Origin of the sequence: Bacillus sp. DX4.1, assembly GCF_030348195.1 — a bacterium.
GTDB lineage: Bacteria > Bacillota > Bacilli > Bacillales > Bacillaceae_G > Bacillus_A.
This window is the reverse complement of record NZ_JAUCFT010000008.1, coordinates 1,137,554-1,162,301: the sequence shown is the minus strand read 5'-3', so window position 1 is coordinate 1,162,301 and position 24,748 is coordinate 1,137,554. Positions and strand designations below refer to the sequence as shown.

Below are 24,748 nucleotides of genomic sequence, written 5' to 3'. Positions count from 1 at the left end.
TATTTCATTTCATTAGACCGCTCTTTTATCTGCTTTTCAGTTTTCACAACTGCTTTGATATAAATAAAGAAGCAGCACATGCGCTGCTCCTCACTTCTTTTGCTTACCATACTCTTCAAACGTATGAATTCTTTCAAAAATTGGTGGATGCGTATATAAGAAAAACTTCACTAACGCCGGGGGATCTACTTGGCTTAACCCTGTTTTTGATAAATATTGAAATGTTTTCACACCAGATTGACCATCTTTCGTCATATCCAGTGCATATTGATCAGCCGCCCGCTCTTCTATACGAGATACATAGTTGGATGCCGGGCTCACCGCAAAGGACAGTACTGAAGAGATAAGAAAAAACAATGGAATAATTGAAAAACATGCCATCTTTGAAATTTGCAGTGTATCTCCCCATTTTCGTACACACGCATTTATAATACGGCTTATGAGGTACATACCAACAAATGTTAAAACGATGTAACTCGCTACGCCCCAATATATATGTTTCATAACGTAATGTCCCATTTCATGAGCCATAATAAATAAAATCTCTTTATCTTTCAGCTGCTGAAGCGTCGTATCCCATAATACAATACGAGAATTCGATCCAATCCCCGTCACATATGCATTTAATGCGGTCGTTTTCTCAGACATATTCACTTCATATACATGCTCTGTTGGGATATGTGCCCGGTCAGCAATCGCTAAAATTTTCTTCTCTAGATCTTTATTTTGCAGCGTAGAAAATTCATGATATAGCGGGTCAATCACTACCGGTTGCACAAATGTTAAAAAAATTGTAAATGGCACAGACAATGCCCACCCAAATAGCCACCATCGTTTTGGAAATTTATGAATGAGCCATAGGAGCACAGAGACAACGAGAAACATCATAATAAAGTTTACCCAAAAATCAATGACATGATCTTTTATCCAGCTCGCAGTTGTTTGCGTTGAAATACCATAATCGATTGACACTTGATGGCCAATCCATTGTAGTGGTAATGAAAGTACCGTTGTAAGCAATGATAAATAAAATAAATAAATCGCAACTTGAATAATCCGTACTTTTGTCGTCTCCTTTGACCACTTTTCAAAACGCTTTGATATACCAAGAACGAGAACAAATAATAAAATGATCCATTCAAGGGGCGTTGCTAAAAAAAATAGTAAGTTTTTCACTCGTGAATAATCTTGACTTAATGTCAGTTCCTTCGCATTCATAAACGTTTGTGGATCCGCACTCGTTCCTTTATACATATCCGGAATGATTTCATGATTCCAGCCAAATAAATACCAATATATAAATAATGCAAAACCAACGTACAAAAAAAGTGACCATCCAATAACCTTTCTCACGTTATCTCCTCCTCTATGCTGCCTGTCTATTATTATTGTAAGTTCGTTCTTTCTAAAATAGACCAAGCTAATAAAATGAAGTGGAATCTTTTTATTGTAAAATGGTCCAAAAGTGATTATCACGCTTCATGAAAAAGGCAATATAAAAAACTCTTCTGCACCGGAAGAGTTTCACTGTTCTTGTCGTTCTTTTATTTTACCCCGCTATTCGCGGGCAGTAAGACTCCCATCTCAAGATTCTGAGAAGTTCAAAGAAGATAGATGGGGGATAACTGCCCGTAAAAGCCCGATTGGTGAGGGCTAATGATCAGTGGGGGATGAAGCCCCCCCACTGATCAAAGTTTCACTTTATGTGTAAATAATGCAACAAAACCTAATCCAATTGTAAAAACAAAACATTCCGTCGCAAAATGTAACCATTCCACTTGTTGATCAGGACGCCCCCTCACAATCATTTGTATTACCCCAAACATCGCAATCATAACGAAAAATTCAATTACAGTACGTTTTTTAGTATGTTCCATTCTATTATCTCTTTCTATTGAATTATGTTGACAAAGAAACTGAAATCTTGAAAAGAAATTACACTATATTTCATAATCCCTTGTACGACAAGTAAAAGTATTAAACCGAGAACACATATATAATTGATTCCATTCTCGTCCCCTTTTTCTACTACAATCCCACCACCAATACATAGGAGTCCAAGAAGATGAAGAGCTAAATAAACAAAAAAGTATGTTTCATTCCAGTGAAAAATAACATTCACTGTCGTTATGAAAATAAGACCTACCATAATCAAATAAAATATTTTATTTGATTGCATCGTTCGATTCATAGAATACTACACACCCTCTCTTTTATTATTTTTCAATTTGTTTCATGATCCCCGTACCCTTACATTCTAAAAATAAAACCTCACTACCAACCTGAATATTCCGATATTTCTACAACTCTCTCACTTTATCTGAATATAATCCGGGCATCCCTTTATTCATATATCGACGGTTTGCAAACAGAAAGACAAGCAGTAAATTCAGTCCAATGATAAATAAAATAAGACCTGTGAAAAACGTCGTATAATTTAGAAAATCCGCTAGACTCACCATTTTTTCTTTACTGAGCATAAAGGATACAGTAAATACAACAATATTATTTAACATGTGAATGCTAATTGGCATAAGTAAGCTTTTTGTACGAATGTATACAATTGACAACACAATACTGAACATAACAGCACTGAGAAAATCAACATGAAAACATCCAAAAATAAGAGCTACAACAATCATACCTTTTCCAGTTCCCCATTTCGCTGCAAACCGTTGAAAGAGAAAGCCTCGAAATAATAATTCTCCTATAACCGGAGCTACAAATACCATAATTATAATTTGAGAAACGGATGTGCCTGTACTCCCTACAATTGGTTTATGTAATAGATTCATAATAAAATTGGGTGTAATCCAAGAAAAACTATACATATAAAGAACTAGGAATCCGTAACTAAACATACACAACATCCCTGTAATCAGTAGTACCTGCGATAGCTTAAATGGTTCTCTTCGATTAATAAATACAGCGAATGAGATACCATGACGTTTGTATTGATACCATAACCAAAAAGATGGGAATATATAAAGTGTAAATATATCAATAAAATAAGATAACTGGATTGACAGATGAAGTGTGTTTTCTAACAAATATTTAATAACGCTATCAATAAATAAAAGAAGCGTAAATATGATCAAAAAATATCGAGCTTGTATGTGGCAGAATGGATTCAAGCTATCTCCTCCCTATGTTACTTTTATCATATCATTTCAATCTTATTTCTAAGCAAAGAAAACCTTAAATTTTCCTTAAAATTTCTAATGAATTCCATAACTTACAGGAAAATGATATGATATTCGATGAAAATAGGGGGCGATTTATGATGTACCATGCAAATATTTTACTTGTTGATGATGAAACAGCCATTTTACAATTATTAACTACTATTCTACAAAAAGAAGGCTTTACACATATTACAACTGCAATATCAGCTGAAGAAGCTGTATTACTCGTAGAGAAACATAACTATGATCTTATCATTCTAGATGTGATGCTCCCGGGACAATCTGGTTTTGATATTTGCCCAGTGATTCGTCAAAAGACAGAGTGTCCTATCTTCTTCCTGACAGCAAAAACATCTGATTTAGATAAAGTATCCGGTTTCTTATACGGAGCGGACGACTATATTACCAAACCGTTCAATCCGTTAGAAGTTGTCGCACGTATGAAAGCACAGCTTCGAAGACATATGAAACAAACAGCACACCCTATGAAAGAAACACATATTTCTTCATTTGAAAGGTTCCAAGTCGATAAAAATGCAGCAGAGCTACAAGTAGATGGTCAAATTATTGAGTGCTCCGCCCAACTATTTCAACTGTTACTCTTTTTCTGCGAGCACCCAAATTACGTGTTTTCAAAAGAAGAGTTGTATGAAAAAGTATGGGGGGCACCTGCCTATAATGGCGATGATAATACTGTCATGGTCCATATTCGTAAATTAAGAGAAAAAATTGAACTCGATCCAAGTAACCCAGAGTATATTAAAACTATTCGTGGACTTGGCTATAAGTTCCTTCCGAGCAGGTAGTGGTCATGAACTTACGAAGACGATTAATTATTCAATTCATTATGCAGCATATTTTTGTTTTGTTCACTTTACTGATTGGTTTATTAATTGCTTTTGGTTATTTAGGTTATCTTGTCGGTACTACCTTGTACGAACCGAATATTCCAAAATCTGATAGCTTTACTATTTCCCAATATGTTTCCTCAGAAGATGGCCGCATCACATTGAACTCTGACGTAAAGGAATTAATTAAAGACAAAAATGATTGGCTGCAAATTGTAGATGAAAGTGGAAAAGTGCTATATGACTTAAATACACCAGAAGATGTTCCAAATTCTTATACAAAAACATCATTAGTCGCGTATTTACAACATCATATACAAAGCCCTTATAAATTCACTTACTGGGAAACTGAATTAGAAGAAAAGAAAGTAATTGTAATTTACGGCGGAAGGATGAAAAGTAATGCATTATTTCAAAGATTACAAAAAGAACGCACTTCCCCGTTAACACCTGAATTTTCTTTAACAGAAAAAGAAAAAAAACACATCACGGAAGAAAATGCCATTTTACAAGTGTTTAATGCACAAGGAGAAGAAATTTTTTCTTATCCTGACAAAAAAGGAAAGCCACTTTCAGCAATTAGAACAGCACTTGCTGAAAAAGAGCCATGGAATCATAAAGAAAACATCTCTAGTTTTTATAATTCAGATCATCAACTTCTATTTGTAGTGACAGCCAAAAATGATCATTACAATCCAGATGCCGAAACTGAAACCTTATTCATCAAAAAACTGTTTACAGGCTTTGGTTTTATTTTGTTTGTTCTGTTTGTTTACTTAGTCATCATCTCTATCTGGTATGGAAGAAAATTTGGAAAGCCGTTATTACATGCGATGCGTTGGCTCAAAAATATTGCTGGCGGAACATACGAAGAGCCAGTAAACCGAAAAGGAAAACCAATTCGTTTTCGACGTTCTGGTAAAGAAAAATGGTCATTCCGCCTTTTTAAAGATGTAACAAATGCTTTAGAACACCTTTCAATTACGCTCAAAAAAAACGAAGCAATGCGTCAGCTCATTGAAGAGACACGTGAAGACTGGATTACTGGTCTCACACATGACTTAAAAACACCGCTAAGTTCCATTTACGGTTACTCTCTTTTATTAGAATCAAAGCAATATAATTGGAATGATAACGACATTCAAGAATTTGGCCACATTATCCGAGAGAAATCACAATACATGACAACGCTTATTGACGATTTAAGCTTAACCTACCAATTAAAAAACAAAGCAATTCCCTCTCAACACGTCCAAGTTGAGATGAATCAATTTGTCCAAAAAGTATTATTGCAATTTGTTAACAACCCGACCATCCGAAACCAAAACATTGAATTTGTCCCAAGTTCACACGCTATCCATTATGAAATTGAAGAACAATGGTTTCAGCGTATTATCGAAAACTTATTAGCCAATGCGGTGAAGCATAATAATGAAACAACAAACGTTATTGTCAAACTGGGACAAGACAAAGATTCGTTTACACTTTCCATTTCAGATAATGGACGAGGAATGGACGAGCAAACGAAAGATCTCTTATTTGAACGATACTACCGCGGTACAAACACGGAAGAAAATGATTCAGGAACCGGTCTTGGCTTAGCAATTACAAAACAACTTGTTCTCGCTCATAACGGTACAATTTCAATTGAAAGTGATCTTGGAAAAGGTACGACCATTATCATGATATTCCCCTCTCTTAACGATAAAAGAGCTTCCTAGTCAAATCTAGGAAGCTCTTTTCTATTTTTCAACCAATACAAATTAAAAAACCGACATAAAACCCTTCTTTTTAGGTGGGGGAGAGCATCCGGCCATGCATAGAAGCGGTCAGATCCTTTTCCCGCCCCGTGCCAAGTGAAAATAAGGAGAGAAAACGAGTGCAGGTCACCTTTTGTTATCCATAGCCGCGGCTTATATGTCGAAAAATCAAAATGAATTTATATAATACTTCCATAACCGCCACATGCCCCGATTCTGCTTGAAACGGTTCGATTCGCCTCTTATTGTTTCTTCTGCACCGGCAACCAAATCTCAATTTGTACAAGTGCATGCTTATCTTCATGACAGCGCTCATCGTATAACTCAAACTCTACCACACCAGCATGCTCATACTCTGAATGTGGGAACCATTCTGAAAAAATCGCATTCCACGTTTGCTGAATTGACGCTACCATGTCTTGATGCGGCACTTTTGGAGTAGTAAATACAGCGTACGTTGCCTCAGGAAATGTACGGTACGCCATTTCATCTGGCACATTTTCTAAACTCGTTGCTTCCATTCCAATAATATAAGTGAGATCTCCTGTTTCTAACTGAAAATCCGTACACATCCCGAGCTCTACGTATTCATTTGTATGCTTACGGTTTGGAATTTTATCTCCAAGATTCTGTTTTAAATAGTTATCCCAAAACATAGGAATATCCTTTTGATTTTGCCCTTCTCTACTCGTTGTCTTGAGTTCATATCCAATTACATGAAAAGCTGGTTTTGTTTCAATCCGAAATTCCATTTGTATTCCCCCTAAATATGGATTCCACTTCCGCCATGTCACATTCACTTTCGAATATAACGGCGTTCGAATCTTTTGTTTTCGATATTCACTCGGTGTCATCTGAAATAACTTTTTAAAGGCTCGAATGAACGTTTCATGAGATTGAAAGCCATGCTCTAGCGCAATATCAAGGATTTTCTCTTCTGTATGAGAAAGCTGATAAGCTGCCCGGGCTAGCCTCCTCTTACGAACATACTCCATTACGGAATCACCAACCATTGCTTGAAACACGCGATGGAAATGATACTCTGAAAATCCTGCTATATGAGCAAGGTTGCTTAACGTTTGTTTTTCCATTACATCTTCTTCAATATAATCTATTGCTTTTTGAATCTGTACTTCATAGCTTCCCATCTCTGTTCACCTGCCTTATATGTATTATGATAAAAGAAAATGCCATTCTTTTCTTGATGTTTTTTGCTTTTATTTTACAGAAATCTGTAACTTTTATAAATAAAATTCGTTGTTATAAATGAGGGAGGAGACTAGTGAATGACCCCTCCTTAACACTCTTACGAGTTGTTTGAAGAAGGGGCTTCCTGTTTCATAGAGCGTTGCTGCTTGGAGGTTACCCAAGCAGTCTTACATACTCTCCACAGGCGTCGTTTATACTATTTGGACACAACCTTGCCCTACAGTCTCAGTCGTTCTCACAAGTAATTGCTCTAACCCTTTTCGTAAAATATTTAGACTCGCATTATGATCCCTGTCTAATACCGTTCCGCACTTTGTACAAATATGTGTCCGAATCGAAAGCGATTTTTTCACACGATTCCCACAGCTAGAACAATCTTGCGATGTGTATGCTGGGTCTACTTTCACAAGTAGACCTCCAAATTTCTTACACTTATACAGAAGCATACCGCGAAAAGCACCCCACCCCGCATCAGAAATTGACTTCGCTACCTTTCGATTCCGAACCATGTTTCGGATATTGAGATTTTCCACACAAATCACCGAATACTCTTGGGCAAGATGATAACTTAATTTGTGTAAACAATCTTTTCGTTGGTTCGCTACCTTTTCGTGAAGGTGTCGAATCCGTTCTACTTGTTTGTTATAGTTCGCAGAGCCTTTCTTTTTCTTCGAAAGATTACGCTGTGCTTTCCTCAGTTGCTTTTCTTTTTGACGAAGAAATCTTGGATTTTCAAATGCCGTTCCATTTGAAAGAACAGCGTATTTGTTTAGTCCAACATCTATACCAATTGTATTTGCCATATCAATAGAGGAAGGTACAACTTGTCTCTCAACACTAAAAATAGCGTACCATCTCTTGGATTGGCGTTTGATAATCAGTTGTTTGATGGTTCCTTCTATCGGACGATGAAGAAGGATATCAATTTCTCCTAGCTTTGTGCTATATAGCTTTCCATTGTCAGAAAAAGACATGGCGAGACGATGCTTTCCATTTGGTTTTAATCCAAATTGTGGGAAAGTGAGACTGTTATATTCTTTATACTTTTTCAATTTTGGATATTTGGAATCCCCACGAAAAAAGCCATCATATGCCTTTCTCAGTCGTAAAAACACTTCTTGCAATGGCTGTGATGGCACTTCTTTTAGAAAAGGATAGGTCCTCTTATCTATTGTTTGTTGCTTTTGCATGTCAGAACGTGTATAGGATTGTTTGTTTTCTTTATATTTTCTCTGTTTGTCTAAAAGAGCAGAATTATAGGTTTGACGACAATATTGGAGCCAACGGTCTAACGTTTCTTTTTGTTCTTTCGTTGGGAAAATTTCGTATTTTTGACTTAGCAACATTGTCATCACCTTCCTCTTTTTTCGTTGTAGTGTTTCAGATACCTAAACACAAAACAGAATACATGTTCGCGTCTATTTCTAGTACTATCATACATGATGTGACATAAAAAGGAAATAGAAATTTCGTGCTATGCACGACCAACATTCATCCCCTCCCTACCACCTGGGCTATGCCCTGCACGTGCTTGAGGAAGGGGACTTCTGTTGGAGTACTGTTAAAACTACAAAACGCAAAAAACATTCGTTTCGCTTCGCTTGGTGATATGGAATTATGGAATTGGTTGAACCGTCCGGCTGAAGGTTCAGTATATGAAAAGAAGCTGCCAACATGATATGGCAGCTTCTTTTCTAACTATTCATTTCTTCTCTAATCACCCAAATGTAACTTCTATTTGAATAATCTCTGATCGGCTACCCAGTCGTAAAGGCGGCCCCCAAAATCCAAACCCTGAAGATACAATCGCATGGAAGAAATCCTTCTGTACATATCCCCAATCTAATTCATACATTCTTCTTGTAATGATGTGATTTGGTGCCATTTGTCCTCTATGCGTATGTCCGGATAATAATAAATCAACACCAGTCGCTTCAGCCTGTTTTAGTTCAAACGGCTGATGATCCATCGCAATGATTGGAAGGCTCTGATCCACTGTACTCATTAACGCTTCAAAACTTTGACGATCTCTTTCTGTCTTATCTCTTCTTCCAACAAGATAAAAACTATCATCAATTTTCAGCACTTCATCCAATAATATATTGACATCAATTTTCTTCATTTCTTGCAGGAATTCAGGAATTGCTCCGCCGTAGTATTCATGATTTCCTAACACTCCATAAACGCCAAGAGGAGCATGCATTTGTTTCATAACTTGTCCCATATTCTTCTTAATAAACTCCTTTGGATGATCGTCAATAATATCTCCAGGTAACAAGATAATATCTGGTTTCATTTCATTCACATGGTGCACTAATCGTTTCAAATGGGACAATCCTGACAGTTTACCAAAATGCATATCTGAAGCCATCGCAATGCGAAGCGTTTTACGATTTTTCGCTTCTTTTGGTATGTTGATCTCATATTTGCGAACGATCGGACTATAGGCATTAAATGTTCCATAACCAAAGATAACAACAAATGTAATAAGAACAACGATTCCAGTCCAAATAATAGCTGGTTCTCTCGGTATTGATAGTAAGTGTAAGATAAACACCATTACATCCGCTAATGGCAGCAATATCAATGCATATTGTATAACTGCAAACCAGTAAGAACCAATTGTTCTAAGGAAAGGAATGAATTTAAAAACTTGTACAATTAAATATGCATATGAAAATAATCCGACCAACACCGCATAATATCCCCACGTTTGAATATTAAAAGTCGTGCTTAGCCAAATCCATCCGTTCCATCCAATGTAAAACATCAGTAATGTGTATATTGTAAAGATAGTAAACATGTTGAAATAGCGCCGTATTTTCAAAGCACACCTGGTTTAAAAAATATACCAAAATATATCAAAATGTAACATAACGCAGAGAAACCAGGATAAAACTCTACTTCCATGACGAATCTCACGTCTCATGCAGGGAAGAAATACTTCGTCATATACCTATCGTATAAGACAACCCGCAAGTGACCTGTTTGGTCTGGCAACTTACGAACAACCATTTCTTCCTTTGATCAGTCATTCGTAAAGAAGTTTTATCATAACGATTGTAATTCGTATTGCCAATGCTTTACCTTTACCATTTGATTCACGATATTCCAAAGAGACCATTCATGCTCATTTTTGAACATTTCAATCTTTCTTAAATACATCCCCAGTCGCTGCCGCTTCTTTCCTCTCTCATTTGTCTTCTCGCTTTCTTCCATGGATGCGAGTCCTGCAATGAGATGGCTCTTCACTTTTTCTCGGAGTAGCTTCAGCACTTCTTTTGAAAGACGTTCATTCAATCCGAGCCCACGTCTTCCAATGACAAAGCTGGCTGCTTCATGTACCGATAATCCATACTTCTTCGCATATTTGAAACGTCCAATCACTGATGTATACGCCGGATTCACTTTTTTGACCGTATACCCATTTCGCATAGCCCTCGCTATAAGTACGTTTGACATTTTCTTGTAGGCAAAACTTGCAGTCGCACGATTCACACATTTGTTTGTGTCATGCTCCTGTGCAAATTTTAAGTCTTCCATTACAATTGCTCCTACGTTTTGGGCACGAAGCCAATCCATGACTTCTTTTACCGTTTCTCCGATAATATTATTTCGTTTATTGGAGGAAACATCTCTCAAGTCATGCATATAAAAGGTCTTTTCTCCTAGAAAATTACCTTGTTTGGAAAGGATACTCACAGCAATCCGGTCTATATTCATATCAATGCCAGCGATGCGGTCTGAAAGAAGTGATTCACGGGGCATAACCGTTTTCCCAGTGGTCTTTTCATCGTAAGAAATATGCACGTAATACGTATCATTTTTCCGAATACATTCCATGGTGTAGGGAATATAAGTGCTGATTGGTTTCCCTCTCTTACCCACTCCCACTTGTGTTCCCATTACAACATCAGTAATTTCGTTGAACCACTTACCCGGAATATGAATTGGAAGGACAATTCTCGGTGCGATACGTTTTTCTTTTTCTCGTAATAATGGATTTGCAATTTCTAATACGAAGGTGTTCGTATCTTCTTGATACACAATCCTCATATTTAAGTTTCCATTTTTACTACGATCACCACGAGAATACAATGACTTGGAACGTAAATTTTTCCATTCTTCGTTCGAAATACGCCTTTTCATCCGCTTTATGAAGTTTTTTCTGCCTCCGAAAATCACTTTTGGAATTGTCCCTTTTTCAAGATGAGATTCACATTCTGTGATTTTCTGTTCTAGCTTTTCTTTTCGCTTTGCTAAACCATTTAGACAGATGCTGATATCGACTTTTTTTGGTGTCTTTACACCATTTTCATAATCTGCAATTTTACACAGTGTTTTCTCTAACTTCACTTTGGTATGTTCTACATATGCTGGAAGCAATTCCTTTTGGCTAGAAATAACAGCCTGTGCTTGTAAAACAGCATCTTCCGCATAGCGTTTATTCAGACGAAAACGAGGTTGCAGGATTTTGATTAACTCTTTGGAATCTTTCTCTTCTAACAAACGGTTAAAAGCATATCGTATCGCTCCATTAAAAATTCTCATTAAGGTGTCTAGTTCTGTGTTGCGGGGAGCAGTAACTTTGCATATACGCGTTACAATCATTTTCCTAGTCTCCTCCACTCGAACAAATGTATATACCTATCATACCAAACACATGTTCTTAACGGAAGGTTTTTATTTTGATTTTTCTGATTTTAAAACCAGGTTCCACCTCCTTCTTTGTTAGGTTTCCTATTCATCATTTTTAGATGGGTTTATATGATTTTATACGCTTTTAAAAGAACTGTTGTTACCTCCTCTATATATTTCATTATAACTTGTAACCCACCCACACCTTAAATATTATGCACGTCATCTTTCACACTAAACGAAAGAAACAAGTAAAAGGAAACGCCCCATCCATAAAGTGTCTGTTCACTTACAAATGGTTCGTTTCCTTTTACAATATATTAAATTACAACCATACTATTTATCCCGCTATTCACGGGCAGTAATACCCTCACTGATCAAAGTTTCACTTTATTTCATATAATCGTAATCATTATTTTCCTAGCAAAAACAACCCACTTCATACGAAAGTAAGTTGTTTTGTATTTCATTATGCTTGCATCGCCTTTTCCTTTAACGCTCTTCTCAGTAATTTACCTGTTGTATTTTTCGGTAATTCTTCTAAAAATTCTATGCTCTGTGGTACTTTATATTTGGCAAGATGTAAGGAACAATACTGCACGAGTTCTGCTTCTGTTACAGTTGTATGCTTCAGAACAACGTATGCGCGTACAGCTTCTCCTAACCTTTCATCTGGTACCCCAATAACAACCACTTCCGCGACTGCATCATGTTGATACAACACTTCTTCTACTTCACGCGGATATACATTATAACCACCAACTAAAACAATATCCTTTTTCCGGTCTACAATATAAAAGTAGCCTTCTTCATCCGCCCTGGCTAAATCTCCTGTATATAGCCAACCGTCGCGAAGCGTTGCCGCTGTATCTTCTGGTGCCTTATAGTATCCTTTCATTACATTGGGCCCACGGACAATTAACTCGCCTACCTCGCCTACGGGAATTTCTTCTCCTAGCTCATTCACAATTTTATTTTCCACATGCCAAATGTTCGTTCCAATCGAACCTGGTTTACGAGGACGATCCAGCGGGTTAAAACAAGTAACTGGCGATGCCTCTGATAATCCATATCCTTCCGAAACAATAACACCAAAGCGGTTTTCAAAGTTTTTCAAAAGAGCAACAGGCATCGAAGCACCTCCGGAAATACAAAGGCGCAGCGTATGAACATCTTCTGCACTCGCATCCTCATATAAATATAAGTAGTTATACATCGTCGGTACTCCAGCAAATATTGTCGGCTCATACGTACGACAAATGCGAAATACTTCTTTCGGGCTAAACTTTGGCAACATTAAAATTGTCGCACCGTTTACGATTGGAGCATTGACTGCTACAGTCAAACAAAACACATGAAACATTGGAAGCGCGGCAACAATACGGTCCTCTCCAGTATATTGTAAGTACGCAGCTACATCCCCGGCATTACTATATAAATTTTTATGTGTCAGCATAGCCCCTTTCGGTTTTCCAGTCGTACCAGATGTATATAAAATAACAGCTACGTCTTCTTCATCTAGTTCAGGACCTTCAAAAGACAAGTCGCCGCTTGTCACAGAATCCGTAAACGTTTTCATTTTTTCAGTTTCTGTATGGTTAAACTCTGATGAGGTTTCACATATGATGATATGTTCGAGAGAAGGAAGTCTTGTTGTAAGAGACTGTATAACAGGGAGAAGGATGTCGAGTGCGATGATTGTTTTTACATCTCCATTTTGTAAAATATAGTGCATTTCGTCTGCTGTATAAATCGGATTAATTGGAATGACAGTTGCCCCTGCTTTCATCGTTCCATATAAACCAATTAAAAAATGTGGTGAATTTCCTACAATTAATGCGACATTGTCCCCTTTTCCAATGCCCATGTTTGCTAAACTACTAGAAAACTTTGTGACCATTTTGTTTAATTGGTCATAAGAGACCGACTGATCCATAAAAATATACGCCGGTTTCTCTCCTTTCTTTCGTGCCGTTTCAGCTAAAGATTGAACGAGATTCACACAAACCCCACCTTTATAAAATTTTGAAAATTTAAAAATTCTAAATACATTATATTAAAAGAAAATTAAAGTAGCAAGTAACATTCAAGTAACCGCATATAAATGAGCATTCATTCATTTTTCAAACAGAGATTGTATCCATTGTTTTTATACGCTTTTTTACATTAAAATAGAAAACAGTCATATATGGAATATGACTGTTTTCCCCTTTTAAAAGAATAAAGTTAAGAACTCTTCTTTTGTTATATTACCAAAGTAGCGTTTTACATCTACATCTTCTAACACTGTAGAAAATGCTTCTTTATCAAATTGTATCCCTGTTAAACGTTCTTCAATATCATGAACATCTTCTACGCCGAAGAAATCACCGTATACTTTGCACTCTGTTACCGTTCCTTTTGTCACTTCTAAACGAACATCAACTTGTCCAACTGGGAAACGGTGGGAATGCTGTAAGTTGAATTTCGGAGACTTACCGTAGTTCCAATCCCAATTACGGTAGCGCTCTTCAGAAATTTTGTGGATTTCTTTCCAATCTTCTTCTGTCAACTCATATGTTGGAACTTCTGTTTCTCCTTCAAAAATCGTTGCAAGAAGAAGCTGTTTAAATTCTTCCGTTGTCATTTTTTCATTTAAAAATTCTGTAATGTTTGCAACGCGGCTACGGATTGATTTAATCCCTTTTGATTGAATCTTATCCATTTTCACTTTTAATGCAGAGACAACGTGATCAATTTCAGAGTCAAATAATAATGTACCGTGGCTGAACATACGACCTTTCGTGGAAAACTGTGCGTTACCTGAAATTTTTCTACCTTCAGCTAAAATATCATTACGACCACTTAACTCTGCATTTACACCTAATTTCCCAAGTGCTTTTGTAACAGGTTCTGTGAACTTTTTAAAGTTATGAAAACTATCTCCATCATCTTTCGTAATAAAACTAAAATTTAAGTTTCCTAAATCGTGATACACAGCACCGCCGCCAGATAAACGTCTTACGACATGAATGCCTTTTTCTTTTACATAGTCTGCATTAATTTCTTCCACTGTGTTTTGGTTTTTTCCAATGATAATGGAAGGTTCGTTAATGTAGAACAATAAGTATGTTTCGTTAATATCTAAATTTTTCACGCAATATTCTTCAATTGCTAAATTAATTGTAGGATCTGTAATCCCTTTATTATCAATAAATAACATTTGTTTCACCTCATGAATTCCAAACGTAACCGCTATGCGCAAGCGTAATGCGGCCGCCAAAAATTTGTTTTGCTTCTTCTACTAAATCAGCTGTGTTTCCTGCGTGCGGCAGATGCGTTAACAAGAGTTCCTTTACATTTGCATTCTTTGCAATACCCGCTACTTCTGTACTATTCATATGCCCTGCTTTTGCAGCCTCTTGATGTGCATACATATTGCATTCACAAATAAATAAATCTGCATCTTTTGTAAATGGAATAAATTCAGGAATGTAGCTGGAATCAGCACTATATACGATTACTTCATCTCCCACCGTAATACGCATCGCATAGCATATAACAGGATGTACTGTTTTTAAAAATGAAATAGAGAACGGCCCAATCTGTAATGTTTCTTCCGGATTGTACACAATCCCTTTTGTATGCGGTGCATGTGTTAAAGTAGAGAACCCTTGCACATCAAATCCGTGCCCATAAATCGGTAGTTCCGGTAATTGTCCTTTTGTCGCACTTGTAATTAATCTTGCATATTGCAATACCCCAATATCCGCAACATGATCGTGATGATAATGTGATAACAGAACTGCATCTATATCAGATGGTGTTATATATTTTTGAAGCTGTGCTAGTACACCACTGCCACAGTCAACAAGTAAACGAAAACCATCGTGTTCAAACAAATACCCCGACGTTGCTTCTCCCGCTTCTGGAAAGCCGCCCCAAAAGCCAACAACTGTCATTTTCATATGTATCCATCCTTTCTAAACACACTAGAAATGTAATATTCCTCCTCAATTGAGAAAGGTTTTTACTTACACTCTACAGTCTTAACTATAATTCATTTCCTAAACTTTTTCATTATTTTTAACTTTGTTATAAAACAGTTGTTGACTTTTTATTTTTGTACTAATACAATGTTAGTAAGAAATGGAAATGGAGGGATTTACATGATAGATCAACCAATGGAATTTTTCAGAAATTTACCGACGAAAACTTGTGCCCATTGCGGGAAAGAAATTGATGAACAGCACGAAGCATATCATAATAAATGTGACGATTGCGTTCACGAAGAATAGTAGTTTGTAAACAGAAGAAAAACCTAGCAGACATCGTCTACTAGGCTAGTAACATTGTGTTTTTCATCGTTGACCCTTTCACCAAGAGCTCCAATTCAAACTCATACAATTCTTTTTTTCTATAATTTTTCGTATGGATTTTATCCATCATCAAATCGACAACTTTTCGAGCCATTTCATCAATTGGCTGTTCAATTGTGGTAATACCTGGCTCTGTAATCTGCGATAAAATTTGATTATCGAAGCCAACAACAGCTAAATCATCAGGAATGCTCCAGTCGTGACGCTTTGCTTCTGCGATTATTCCTGCTGCTACTTCATCTCCTCCTGCCAAAATAGCGGTAGGTTTTTTTTTGTCTATTAGTATTTCATGAAATATTCTTTTTCCATCATCCCAAGAGAAAGCGTTTTCAAGAAAATCTATCGTTTCAACTTGTTTATTCTTTTCTGTAATTGCACGTAAAAATCCCATTTTGCGCTGTTGGCTCACTACTTTTGATTCTTTTCCACGGCAAAAAATAAGGTTGCGATACCCTTGTTCTAACACATGTTGTGCAGCTATGTAAGCCCCTTGTGCATGATCAAATTTCACCGTTGGAATATTCGCTTCTTCAATATATTCATTACATAACACGATTGGACCGTGCTGTAAATATGGTTCTACTTCTTCCCATGGATTCTCAAGTGAACACAAAATAATCCCATCAACTTGCTTCGTTGATAACAGCTGTAAGTACTCCATTTCTTTTTCTGGTAAATACCTCGTTTGACAAATAATCAGTTTATATTTATGATCAGAAGCCGCAATCTCAATCGCTTCAATAAATCTACTGAAAAAAGGATTTGTAATCCTTGGAACAAGCACCGCAATTGTTTCGGTTTTCTGTTTACGAAGTCTTCTCGCTGCAGAATTTGGTACAAAACCAAGATGCTTCATCGCCAATTGTACTCTCTTTTTCTTCTCGTCTGATACATACGGATGGTTGTTAATCACCCGAGAAACCGTTGTTCTTGATAAACCCGCTAATTTCGCCACGTCCTCGATCGTTGACACGAAATTCTCCCCCTTTGTATGAAAACGTTTTCTTAATTCGATTATATAGTATATAATTGGAAACTGCAATATGAGTTATTAGAATTTTACTATATTAATATTATTCATAGGGAAAAGTATGTATTTTCCTCGTTATATAAATACAAATTAAAAAACCGACATAAAACCCTTCCTTTTAGGTGGGAGAGAGCATCCAGCCATACATAGAAGCGGTCAAATCCTTTTCCTGCCCAGACATAGTGAAAACAAAGAGAGAAAACAAGTGCAGGTTACCTTTTGTTATCCATAGCCGCGGCTATATGTCGAAAAATCAAAATGGATTTATATAGTTGCAGGAGATACAGCTCCATTGTCCGAACTGTCCCTAATATAAGATCGCCTACCATATGAAAAAGGATGATACATAATGAATCGAACAGATCGCTTACTTTCTATTCTTATAGAATTACAGAGAAAGCAGATTGTTACAGCCAAAAGCTTAGCTGAAAAATTTGAAACGTGCAAAAGAACGATATACCGAGATATGCAAGCATTAAGTGAATCTGGTGTCCCAATATTCTCTATGCCAGGACAAGGCTATTCATTGATGGATGGATATTTCTTACCCCCTATTCAATTAAAAGCAGAAGAAGCCGTTACACTTCTATTAGGAAGTGATTATATAGAACAAAACCTTGACTCGACCTATTCTGTACACGCTCTTTCTGCCAAAGAAAAGCTGGAAGCAATCCTTTCTTCTGAACAGCAGAAAAAAGTCAAAGAACTACGGGAAACATTCCGCTTTCTTTCAGGATCTTTTTCTCATCAAACCTTTGATCCAGAGCAGTTAGAAGAAAAGCTTTCTCTATTACAAGAGTCCATTCAACAACAGCAATGTGTTTCCTTTTCTTATCGAAAACCAAATCAAGATCAAGCTGGGCAAACAAATCGCACCGTCAACCCATATGGCTTAGTCAACATATCAGGAATTTGGTACATGGTCGCCCACTGTCTTCTTCGGCAACAACTACGACATTTCCGTTTAGAGCGAATGCGTGACTTACGACAAGAGCAAGACTTCTTTCAAAAACCAGAAGACTTCTATTTGCCAGACTATCAACCAAATAATGACCGTACCTTACGTGTTCACCTGTTGTTTCCACAGTCTATTTCTCATAAAGTCATTGAATCACACTATTTTTACATAGATACATATGAACAAAAAGAAGATGGATTTCATGTTTTTTTGAAGGCAAGACAAATAGAGGATGTATTCCCATGGGTGCTAAGCTGGGGAAGTTATGTAAAAGTGTTACAACCAACCGCTCTTTCCAAAAGGATTCAAGAAGAGGCTAAAAAAATGTTAAACGTATAATTTATTATTTTATTACTGACATAATGGTGTCAACAAGGCTCCTTTATAGTAGTGATAAAGAACAAAAAACAAGAAAGAAAGGAAGTATCCTATGAACACAAAAATAATTTTAGAGAAGTTTGAGAGCTTAGCAATGTATTACGTTAACGAGTTAGAAAAGTACTCCCTCAAACAATTTACAGAAAAACCTTCCGAAGATGAATGGTCTCTAGGACAAATGTATAATCATTTACTTTCATCTGCTTTATATATGCAGTTAGGTGCCATTAAGACATGTACAACTGAATCTGCAACTGTAGATGGTAAGAAAACAGAAATGGGTGAAAAAGTATATGGGATGGGCGCTTTTCCTCCAATACAAATAAAATTACCTAATCGCCCTGGATACACACCAAACAATCCAACAAATAAAGAAGAAATAAAACAAGCCTTGCTACAGCTGATTGAACAAATGAAAGAAGTTGAACTCACGCTATCTTCTTCTCCAAGCAATCATAAAGTGGAGCACCCTGGACTCGGTTATTTAAACGCTGTGGAATGGTTTCAGCTAGTTTATATGCACTTTGCACATCATCTTCGTCAAAAAGAAAGATTGGAGGAAGTGCTCCCGATCAAATAAAATTCAATTCATGTTTATGTTCAAAATTAAAAGCATTGTCACAGTATTTCTCTGCTTCCATTGTAGAAATACTGTGACTTTTTTGTATATAATTAACAGGGAAAACCGCTCTTATTTTTACAAAAAAGGTTAAGTGTACGTCTATACATATCATAGTTCATTTTTTATTTTTAAGCGTATTTAGTGTTACAGAATAATAAAGTTGTTTAATTTTATTATTATTTACCGTTCGTTAAGAGCAATTATTTTTTAGTTGCTGTATTCCCCATTGCAATAGAAATTCTATTCCAACTGTTGATTTGATTGATTATCAGAACAAGGTCAACATATTGTTTCTCGTCATAGTGTTCACGTACTTGCTTATATAGGTCTTCAGGAACTCTTTTAGTAGGAATTAGAGTAATATGCTCAGATAGTTCAAGAGCAACTTTCTCTTCAGGTGTATAAAAATCACATTCATTCCAAGTATTCAAGCAATAAATTCGTTGTTCGGTTTCACCTATCTTACGAGCATCGGATGTATGCATATCTATGCAGAAAGCACAACCGTTAATTTGAGAGACTCTAATCTTTATAAGTTCTCTAGTAATTCGATTAATTGTAGACTTCTTAGTGTACTTCTCCATATCCATCATAATTTTCATGCCATCAGGTGCAACATCATAGTAGGAAATTCTTTGACTCATAAGGCAAGACCTCCTTTGATTTTAAGATACTTATAATTATACCTTCATACGAACATTTGTACTAATATTTTGTTTGTACGACATTCAAAATTAAAGAGAATTTCAGTTGTAGATAGTGTAGTTAGTTGTTTCATGGTACGTAAATACCGCAAATGAGTAACCGTATTTTTCAAACAAATATTTTCACCTTTAAATTACTTTATTATTACCGTCAGAAGAAATTGAATAACTTTATTAATTTTTAAATGACTTTATTATAAATGAAACAATTTTATTATCACCAAACATTTAGGGAGGATTTGTAGTGAAAAAACAATTTATAGTAATCGGCATTATATATGTATTCATGACTATAGAAACCATGCAAGTACTTTTCGGAAAAACCAATTATACTGATATTGTAAACAAACTGAATAAAACACAGGAAAGCACACTCTTTCAATCTGCTAAAGATGGTGTCGTTTTATTAAAAGGGAATATAGCCACCGAACAACCAATTACAGATGAAACAAAGATAAAGAAAGAATTTGTTTTTTTCCAAAAAAGCAGGTATACGAAAGAGAAAAATAGTTGGAAGCTGAGGAATACAGAAAAAAAGGTTGCTAAACATCTTTCTATAAATAATCAGTTTCTCCCATCATTTGCAGAAGCTAGGTTTTTGATGGAACCCCTTACACTCTTTACATCAGACATTACTTCAGCTGATTACAATTTTGATTATAATGACACGCTATTAGTTGTTAATAGAGAAGGTTTCCGCTATAAAGGCATCGAGAATCACGGAGAAGCTCTTATCTTTGGATTGAAAAAGGGCAATACTCTTGAAGGATATAAGGGAGAAAAACTTTTAATTGGGACATCTAAAGAAGAGATGATTAAAAGGATGCAAGCAGATGTATCCACAGAGAAATATGGCCCTACTGTTTGGGGAGTCAGTACTGCTCTCCTCATTTGGTACGGCATCTATCGTTTTCGTAAAAAACAAAGTGAAATTGTACAATAAATAAAAAACTCCTAGTGGACTGTGTCCACTAGGAGTTTTTTTATTTATTGCTCTTCTGCAAATTTTCCATACTGACGCTTATGCATCCAAGTTAATGTTCCAATGGTTCCAAGTGATAACAGAACAATAAAGATCATTAAAATACCTGCATTTTGCCACATAAAGCTGAAGTCTCCGCTTGATACAACCGCTTTAAAGCCAGATACAGAATATGTCATTGGTAACCATGCATTAAAGATTTGTAATGGTTTTGGAATTAACTCAAGTGGGAATGTACCTGCACTTGTTGTTAATTGCAGAATTAATGTTAAGATCGCGATAAAACGTCCTGCATCGCTGAAAGCAGTTACTAAGAACTGAATTAATGTAATGAATGATAAACTTGTCAAAATACTAAACAGAATGAAATATGGAACACTCTGTACTTCAACGCCTAAACCTAACAGTAATACTAAATCAGCAACGATTGCTTGAATAATACCAACTGTTAATAAAACACCGAATTTACTAATAAACCAGCTAAATCCTGATTTTGGTACACCTACAGTTTCACGTAATGGGAACACAATAGATAGTAGAAGTGCCCCAACGAATAAACCAAGAGATAAGAAGTACGGTGTAAATCCTGTTCCGTAGTTTGGAACTTCTGCTAGTTTCTCAGTTTGTACTTTCACTGGATCTGCAAACATGTTATATGTTTTGTCATTACCTTTTACTTCGCCTGTTTTCTCAGCACCCTCGCCAAGTTTTTCAGCAAGTTCACTAGATCCATCATTTACTTTCACTAAACCATCTGTTACTTTTCCGGATCCATCTGCTAGTTTGTTTACGCCGTCGATTAATTGGCCAGAGCCATCTGACAATGTACCTAAGCCATTTGTTACCTGATTAGAGCCGTCTGCTAGCTGCCCGACTCCTCCTGCCATTTGGTTTGCTCCAGTAGATAATGTTCCTAATCCACCTGTTACTTGGTTAGAACCATCTGCTAACTGACCAACACCGCCTGCCATTTGATTTGCTCCGGCAGATAATGTTCCTAAACCACCTGTTACTTGACTAGAACCACTTGCTAACTGGCCGATTCCTCCTGCCATTTGATTTGCTCCGGCTGATAGTTCACCTAGACCACCTGTTACTTGCTTAGAACCATCTGCCAATTGGTTAACACCATCAATTAATTGACCTGAACCTGCTGATAATTTAACAGCGCCTTCCTTGGCTTCTCCTAACTTCTTACCGAATGTTTGGAAGTTGTCCATAAAGGTTTCTTGTCCATTTGCTAACTTATTAGCACCATCAACAAATTGTTTTTGTACATCAATTAACTGATTCATACCAGTTGTTAATTGAGATTGACTGTTATTCACAGATTTTTTCACTTCATTTGTAAAATCTGTTGCACCTTGTTTGAGGCCGCCAGACGCGTTAGCTAATCCTTGTGCACCTTGCGCCACTTGTTTGGCAGATCCTACAGTTGTTTTAGTATCACTTTTCAATTTTTCTATAGTATTTTGTAATTCTTGTTTTTGTTGTTCTGGAAGGCTATTTATTTCTTTCTCTAACTTAGCTAAATCATTTAAAACATTTTGAGCACTACCATCTACTTGCTCTGCACCATTCGTTAGTCCGCTTGCTTTCGTTTGCCAATCAGAGACTCCTTTTGTAAACTGTGCTACCCCATTATCTAGCTTCCCAGCACTTTCAGACGCTGATTCTGAAATTTGATTTTGCATTCCAGTAATCCCATCCACCGATGCTTGTAACTTATTTGATAGTCCATTAAGGCCTTCTTGAATTGGTTGAGCGCCCTCTTTTACAAGCCTTCCTTGACCCTTTTCTAATTCACTAAGACCATTTGAAAGTTGCCCCATTCCATTCTGCATTTCACTAGATTTATTTGTTAATACATTCAAGCCATTCGTTACTTTTCCAGATCCATCTAGTAATTTTCCAATTCCAATCTGCATTTCACCCGTCTTACTATTTACCGTATTTAAACCGTTTGTCACTTGGCCGGAACCGTCTAGTAATTTTCCAATTCCGATTTGCATTTCACCGGTTTTTCCATTTAACGTATTTAAACCGTTTGTTACCTGACCGGAACCATCTAGCAATTTACCAATCCCGATCTGCATTTCACCGGTTTTTCCATTTAACGTATTTAAACCATTCGTTACTTTACCAGATCCATCTAATAGCTGGCCAACACCATTCTTCATCTCGCCAGATTTTCCTTGCAATGTATGCAAACCATCTGTTACTTGACCGGATCCATCGTGTAATTCCCCAGCTCCGTCATGTAATTTATTTGCTCCATCTGTTGCATCAGCAAATCCTTGTGAAACATCGCTTATTGAATCAAACATTTTTTCTGCATACGTTTTTGTTAACGTATTAGATACTTCACCTTTAATCTTTTCAATGGCTGTTCCACCGATTTGTGAAGATAAAAAGTTTAAGCTTTCATTTGGAATGTATTCTAAATTTAATGGTTTTGGATGATCTTTTAACAGCGTTGTTGCATTATCGGAGAAATCTTTTGGAATACGAACTAACATATAGTATTTTCGATTTTCCATTCCTTCTCTTGCTGTTTTTTCACTCACAAATTCCCATTTAAAGCTCTTATTATCCTTTAATTTATCGACTAATCCTTGACCGACTTCCAGTGGCTTTCCTTCATAAACTACACCTTTGTCAAGATTGACGACCGCAACTGGCAAATCCTCTAACTGCTCATATGGATCCCAAAACGCCCATAAGAACATACCAGCATATAAGAGCGGTACAAATAATACTGCAATAATTGGAATTAAGATCTTTTTGCTTGTTATAATCTCTTTAAATTCCTTACCAAGCAGGGTAAAACCTCTCATTGTTTCTTCCTCCCTAATTTTTGACCATTTCATTCAATTAGTCATTTTCGAACAAATAAAAAGGCTATCTTATTGTTATACATATGACCTAACCCTAATTTTCATTCTCTATTCTATGCTCCTTTTTATTATAAATGACTAATTCATCCACTTGGTCAAGCTGTGCAAAATAAAAAGATTATCCTCTGACAACCTCACATACATTATCTGTTGTTGATTTTTATCCCCCTTCAATTAAATCATTGACCACTTCGTTCAATGGGTCACATTTTACTATAATAAAAGGATTATCTTAATTTGACAATCCTTTTAATAAATAAAGTTCAAAAAGCTCTGCGATCCGCTCTTTTTCTAGCGGTTCATGATTTTTTTCCCAATCAAAGATAAGTGATACGTATAAACGTAGCATAATAAACGCGGTAATTTCCGGATCACATTTACTAATCTCACCTTTTTCAATTGCAACCTCTAAATAAGACTGAATAACGGAAACAATTTCACCATCAACTTGATGCATCACATCTTGCACTTCTTTTGTTCCCATATCTCGCTCTTCTTGAATGAGTTTAATCATAAGCTGATGTTCTTTTCGAAATTCTAAGATGCTGTATAATGCTTTATGTACATTTTCAAAAAATGAAACATCTGAACGAATTGCTTCCTTTGCAACTTGCTTCATTTCTGTAATTAAGTTAGAAATAATTTCCCCAAACAGTTCTTCTTTATTTTTGAAAAAAGTATAAATTGTTCCTTTTCCTACATTCGCTAATTTTGCAACTTGATCCATTGTCGTTGCCTTATAACCAAATGCTGAAAAAGATTTTGTCGCAGCTTCAATAATTGCTCGTTTTCGATCAACCGCCACATCTCCACCTCCAAAATGACTATTTGAACATTACAGTCAATAAGTACGCTTTTGATGATACCACAAGTTTCCATTCTTTACAAGTTCTCTTTTTATTAATTCCCAGTAGACGAAATTCTACTCTTTGACCCACCACTTAACGACTTTATGGTCTATTTGAAGTGGGGGGATTATTTCCCGCAAATAGCGGGATAAACAAGCAATTTTTTTGTAGCAAACTTTTTACTATAATTCCGTCATATTGTATCAGAAAGAGAACTAAAATGAAAAGACAAAGAACGCTTGAATAATCATATATGCTGAATGGATATATTTACGGCTCCATACTTTAAAACAATTGATTTATGTAACTTCCATCAGTAGAACGCTTCTTT

Annotated in this window: 21 protein-coding genes; 6 read left to right on the top strand and 15 right to left on the bottom strand. The window is 36.3% G+C overall.

Annotated elements, in window-relative coordinates; translation table 11 throughout:
• Positions 1-90: 90 nt before the first annotated feature.
• The 4 genes from QUF99_RS08855 to QUF99_RS08840 form a co-directional block, all read right to left on the bottom strand.
• Entirely contained in the window at positions 91-1,353 is a 1,263-nt protein-coding gene (locus tag QUF99_RS08855) for a M48 family metallopeptidase (protein ID WP_289369550.1), read from the bottom strand.
• Positions 1,354-1,688: 335 nt separating this feature from the next.
• A complete protein-coding gene (locus QUF99_RS08850; RefSeq protein ID WP_289369549.1) occupies positions 1,689-1,877 on the bottom strand; it encodes a hypothetical protein in 189 nt (62 codons plus the stop codon).
• 14 nt (positions 1,878-1,891) lie between these two features.
• The gene (locus QUF99_RS08845) at positions 1,892-2,191 is read right to left on the bottom strand and encodes a hypothetical protein (protein WP_289369548.1); all 300 of its coding nucleotides are present in this window, start codon (positions 2,189-2,191) and stop codon (positions 1,892-1,894) included.
• Between the two features lie 109 nt (positions 2,192-2,300).
• Positions 2,301-3,134 (bottom strand): CPBP family intramembrane glutamic endopeptidase, encoded by an 834-nt coding sequence (locus tag QUF99_RS08840; protein ID WP_289369547.1) that lies wholly within the window; start codon positions 3,132-3,134, stop codon positions 2,301-2,303.
• A 149-nt stretch (positions 3,135-3,283) separates the two neighbouring features.
• On the opposite strand from QUF99_RS08840, the gene QUF99_RS08835 reads away from it, so the two are divergent.
• Entirely contained in the window at positions 3,284-3,991 is a 708-nt protein-coding gene (locus tag QUF99_RS08835; protein ID WP_289374597.1) for a response regulator transcription factor, read from the top strand.
• 5 nt (positions 3,992-3,996) lie between these two features.
• Positions 3,997-5,754, top strand: coding sequence for a sensor histidine kinase (locus QUF99_RS08830; protein ID WP_289369546.1), 1,758 nt, complete (start codon positions 3,997-3,999; stop codon positions 5,752-5,754).
• A gap of 281 nt (positions 5,755-6,035) precedes the next feature.
• On the opposite strand, the gene QUF99_RS08825 is transcribed toward QUF99_RS08830, so the two are convergent.
• The 7 genes from QUF99_RS08825 to QUF99_RS08795 all read right to left on the bottom strand — a co-directional run bounded on the left by QUF99_RS08825 (position 6,036) and on the right by QUF99_RS08795 (position 15,587).
• Positions 6,036-6,941 (bottom strand): AraC family transcriptional regulator, encoded by a 906-nt coding sequence (locus QUF99_RS08825; RefSeq protein ID WP_289369544.1) that lies wholly within the window; start codon positions 6,939-6,941, stop codon positions 6,036-6,038.
• A gap of 252 nt (positions 6,942-7,193) precedes the next feature.
• A complete protein-coding gene (locus QUF99_RS08820) occupies positions 7,194-8,354 on the bottom strand; it encodes an RNA-guided endonuclease InsQ/TnpB family protein (RefSeq protein WP_289369543.1) in 1,161 nt (386 codons plus the stop codon).
• A gap of 365 nt (positions 8,355-8,719) precedes the next feature.
• Entirely contained in the window at positions 8,720-9,829 is a 1,110-nt protein-coding gene (locus QUF99_RS08815; RefSeq protein ID WP_289369542.1) for a metallophosphoesterase, read from the bottom strand.
• Between the two features lie 224 nt (positions 9,830-10,053).
• Positions 10,054-11,613: an IS200/IS605 family accessory protein TnpB-related protein gene (locus tag QUF99_RS08810; protein ID WP_289369541.1), complete on the bottom strand. Its 1,560-nt coding sequence runs from the start codon at positions 11,611-11,613 to the stop codon at positions 10,054-10,056.
• A 496-nt stretch (positions 11,614-12,109) separates the two neighbouring features.
• Positions 12,110-13,642 carry a fatty acid--CoA ligase family protein gene (locus QUF99_RS08805; RefSeq protein WP_289369540.1) on the bottom strand — a complete coding sequence of 511 codons (1,533 nt, stop codon included), beginning with the start codon at positions 13,640-13,642 and terminating at the stop codon, positions 12,110-12,112.
• 210 nt (positions 13,643-13,852) lie between these two features.
• A complete protein-coding gene (lplA, locus tag QUF99_RS08800; RefSeq protein ID WP_289369538.1) occupies positions 13,853-14,842 on the bottom strand; it encodes a lipoate--protein ligase in 990 nt (329 codons plus the stop codon).
• A gap of 10 nt (positions 14,843-14,852) precedes the next feature.
• On the bottom strand, positions 14,853-15,587 hold the full coding sequence (locus tag QUF99_RS08795) for an MBL fold metallo-hydrolase (RefSeq protein WP_289369537.1): 735 nt from the start codon (positions 15,585-15,587) through the stop codon (positions 14,853-14,855).
• 201 nt (positions 15,588-15,788) lie between these two features.
• Between QUF99_RS08795 and yhfH the strand changes: the two genes are divergently transcribed.
• Entirely contained in the window at positions 15,789-15,917 is a 129-nt protein-coding gene (gene yhfH, locus QUF99_RS08790; protein WP_000567010.1) for a protein YhfH, read from the top strand.
• A gap of 40 nt (positions 15,918-15,957) precedes the next feature.
• Here the strand turns inward: yhfH and QUF99_RS08785 are convergent, their stop codons facing one another.
• Positions 15,958-16,971, bottom strand: a complete 1,014-nt coding sequence (locus tag QUF99_RS08785) for a LacI family DNA-binding transcriptional regulator (RefSeq protein WP_289369535.1) — start codon at positions 16,969-16,971, stop codon at positions 15,958-15,960.
• Between the two features lie 406 nt (positions 16,972-17,377).
• Here QUF99_RS08785 and QUF99_RS08780 point away from each other — a divergent pair, with 406 nt between their 5' ends.
• Together QUF99_RS08780 and QUF99_RS08775 are read left to right on the top strand one after the other, a co-directional pair.
• Positions 17,378-18,325 carry a helix-turn-helix transcriptional regulator gene (locus QUF99_RS08780; RefSeq protein ID WP_289369533.1) on the top strand — a complete coding sequence of 316 codons (948 nt, stop codon included), beginning with the start codon at positions 17,378-17,380 and terminating at the stop codon, positions 18,323-18,325.
• Positions 18,326-18,416: 91 nt separating this feature from the next.
• Positions 18,417-18,944, top strand: coding sequence for a DinB family protein (locus tag QUF99_RS08775; protein ID WP_289369532.1), 528 nt, complete (start codon positions 18,417-18,419; stop codon positions 18,942-18,944).
• Between the two features lie 242 nt (positions 18,945-19,186).
• Here QUF99_RS08775 and QUF99_RS08770 read toward each other — a convergent pair whose 3' ends face one another.
• On the bottom strand, positions 19,187-19,630 hold the full coding sequence (locus QUF99_RS08770) for a carboxymuconolactone decarboxylase family protein (protein WP_289369530.1): 444 nt from the start codon (positions 19,628-19,630) through the stop codon (positions 19,187-19,189).
• Positions 19,631-19,934: 304 nt separating this feature from the next.
• Here QUF99_RS08770 and QUF99_RS08765 point away from each other — a divergent pair, with 304 nt between their 5' ends.
• A complete protein-coding gene (locus tag QUF99_RS08765) occupies positions 19,935-20,633 on the top strand; it encodes a hypothetical protein (protein ID WP_289369528.1) in 699 nt (232 codons plus the stop codon).
• 44 nt (positions 20,634-20,677) lie between these two features.
• Here the strand turns inward: QUF99_RS08765 and QUF99_RS08760 are convergent, their stop codons facing one another.
• Together QUF99_RS08760 and QUF99_RS08755 are read right to left on the bottom strand one after the other, a co-directional pair.
• Complete coding sequence (locus QUF99_RS08760; RefSeq protein WP_289369527.1) at positions 20,678-23,509, bottom strand: YhgE/Pip domain-containing protein; 2,832 nt, start codon at positions 23,507-23,509, stop codon at positions 20,678-20,680.
• Positions 23,510-23,801: 292 nt separating this feature from the next.
• Positions 23,802-24,374 carry a TetR/AcrR family transcriptional regulator gene (locus QUF99_RS08755; protein ID WP_289369526.1) on the bottom strand — a complete coding sequence of 191 codons (573 nt, stop codon included), beginning with the start codon at positions 24,372-24,374 and terminating at the stop codon, positions 23,802-23,804.
• Between the last annotated feature and the right edge of the window lie 374 nt (positions 24,375-24,748).

Bases quoted from the DNA above. Each gene is read 5' to 3' on its own strand.
- QUF99_RS08850 (WP_289369549.1), bottom strand. From the start codon at position 1,877: ATGGAACATACTAAAAAACGTACTGTAATTGAATTTTTCGTTATGATT.
- QUF99_RS08845 (WP_289369548.1), bottom strand. From the start codon at position 2,191: ATGAATCGAACGATGCAATCAAATAAAATATTTTATTTGATTATGGTA.
- QUF99_RS08835 (WP_289374597.1), top strand. From the start codon at position 3,284: ATGTACCATGCAAATATTTTACTTGTTGATGATGAAACAGCCATTTTA.
- QUF99_RS08830 (WP_289369546.1), top strand. From the start codon at position 3,997: ATGAACTTACGAAGACGATTAATTATTCAATTCATTATGCAGCATATT.
- QUF99_RS08825 (WP_289369544.1), bottom strand. From the start codon at position 6,941: ATGGGAAGCTATGAAGTACAGATTCAAAAAGCAATAGATTATATTGAA.
- QUF99_RS08820 (WP_289369543.1), bottom strand. From the start codon at position 8,354: ATGACAATGTTGCTAAGTCAAAAATACGAAATTTTCCCAACGAAAGAA.
- QUF99_RS08810 (WP_289369541.1), bottom strand. From the start codon at position 11,613: ATGATTGTAACGCGTATATGCAAAGTTACTGCTCCCCGCAACACAGAA.
- lplA (WP_289369538.1), bottom strand. From the start codon at position 14,842: ATGTTATTTATTGATAATAAAGGGATTACAGATCCTACAATTAATTTA.
- QUF99_RS08795 (WP_289369537.1), bottom strand. From the start codon at position 15,587: ATGAAAATGACAGTTGTTGGCTTTTGGGGCGGCTTTCCAGAAGCGGGA.
- yhfH (WP_000567010.1), top strand. From the start codon at position 15,789: ATGATAGATCAACCAATGGAATTTTTCAGAAATTTACCGACGAAAACT.
- QUF99_RS08780 (WP_289369533.1), top strand. From the start codon at position 17,378: ATGAATCGAACAGATCGCTTACTTTCTATTCTTATAGAATTACAGAGA.
- QUF99_RS08775 (WP_289369532.1), top strand. From the start codon at position 18,417: ATGAACACAAAAATAATTTTAGAGAAGTTTGAGAGCTTAGCAATGTAT.
- QUF99_RS08770 (WP_289369530.1), bottom strand. From the start codon at position 19,630: ATGAGTCAAAGAATTTCCTACTATGATGTTGCACCTGATGGCATGAAA.
- QUF99_RS08760 (WP_289369527.1), bottom strand. From the start codon at position 23,509: ATGAGAGGTTTTACCCTGCTTGGTAAGGAATTTAAAGAGATTATAACA.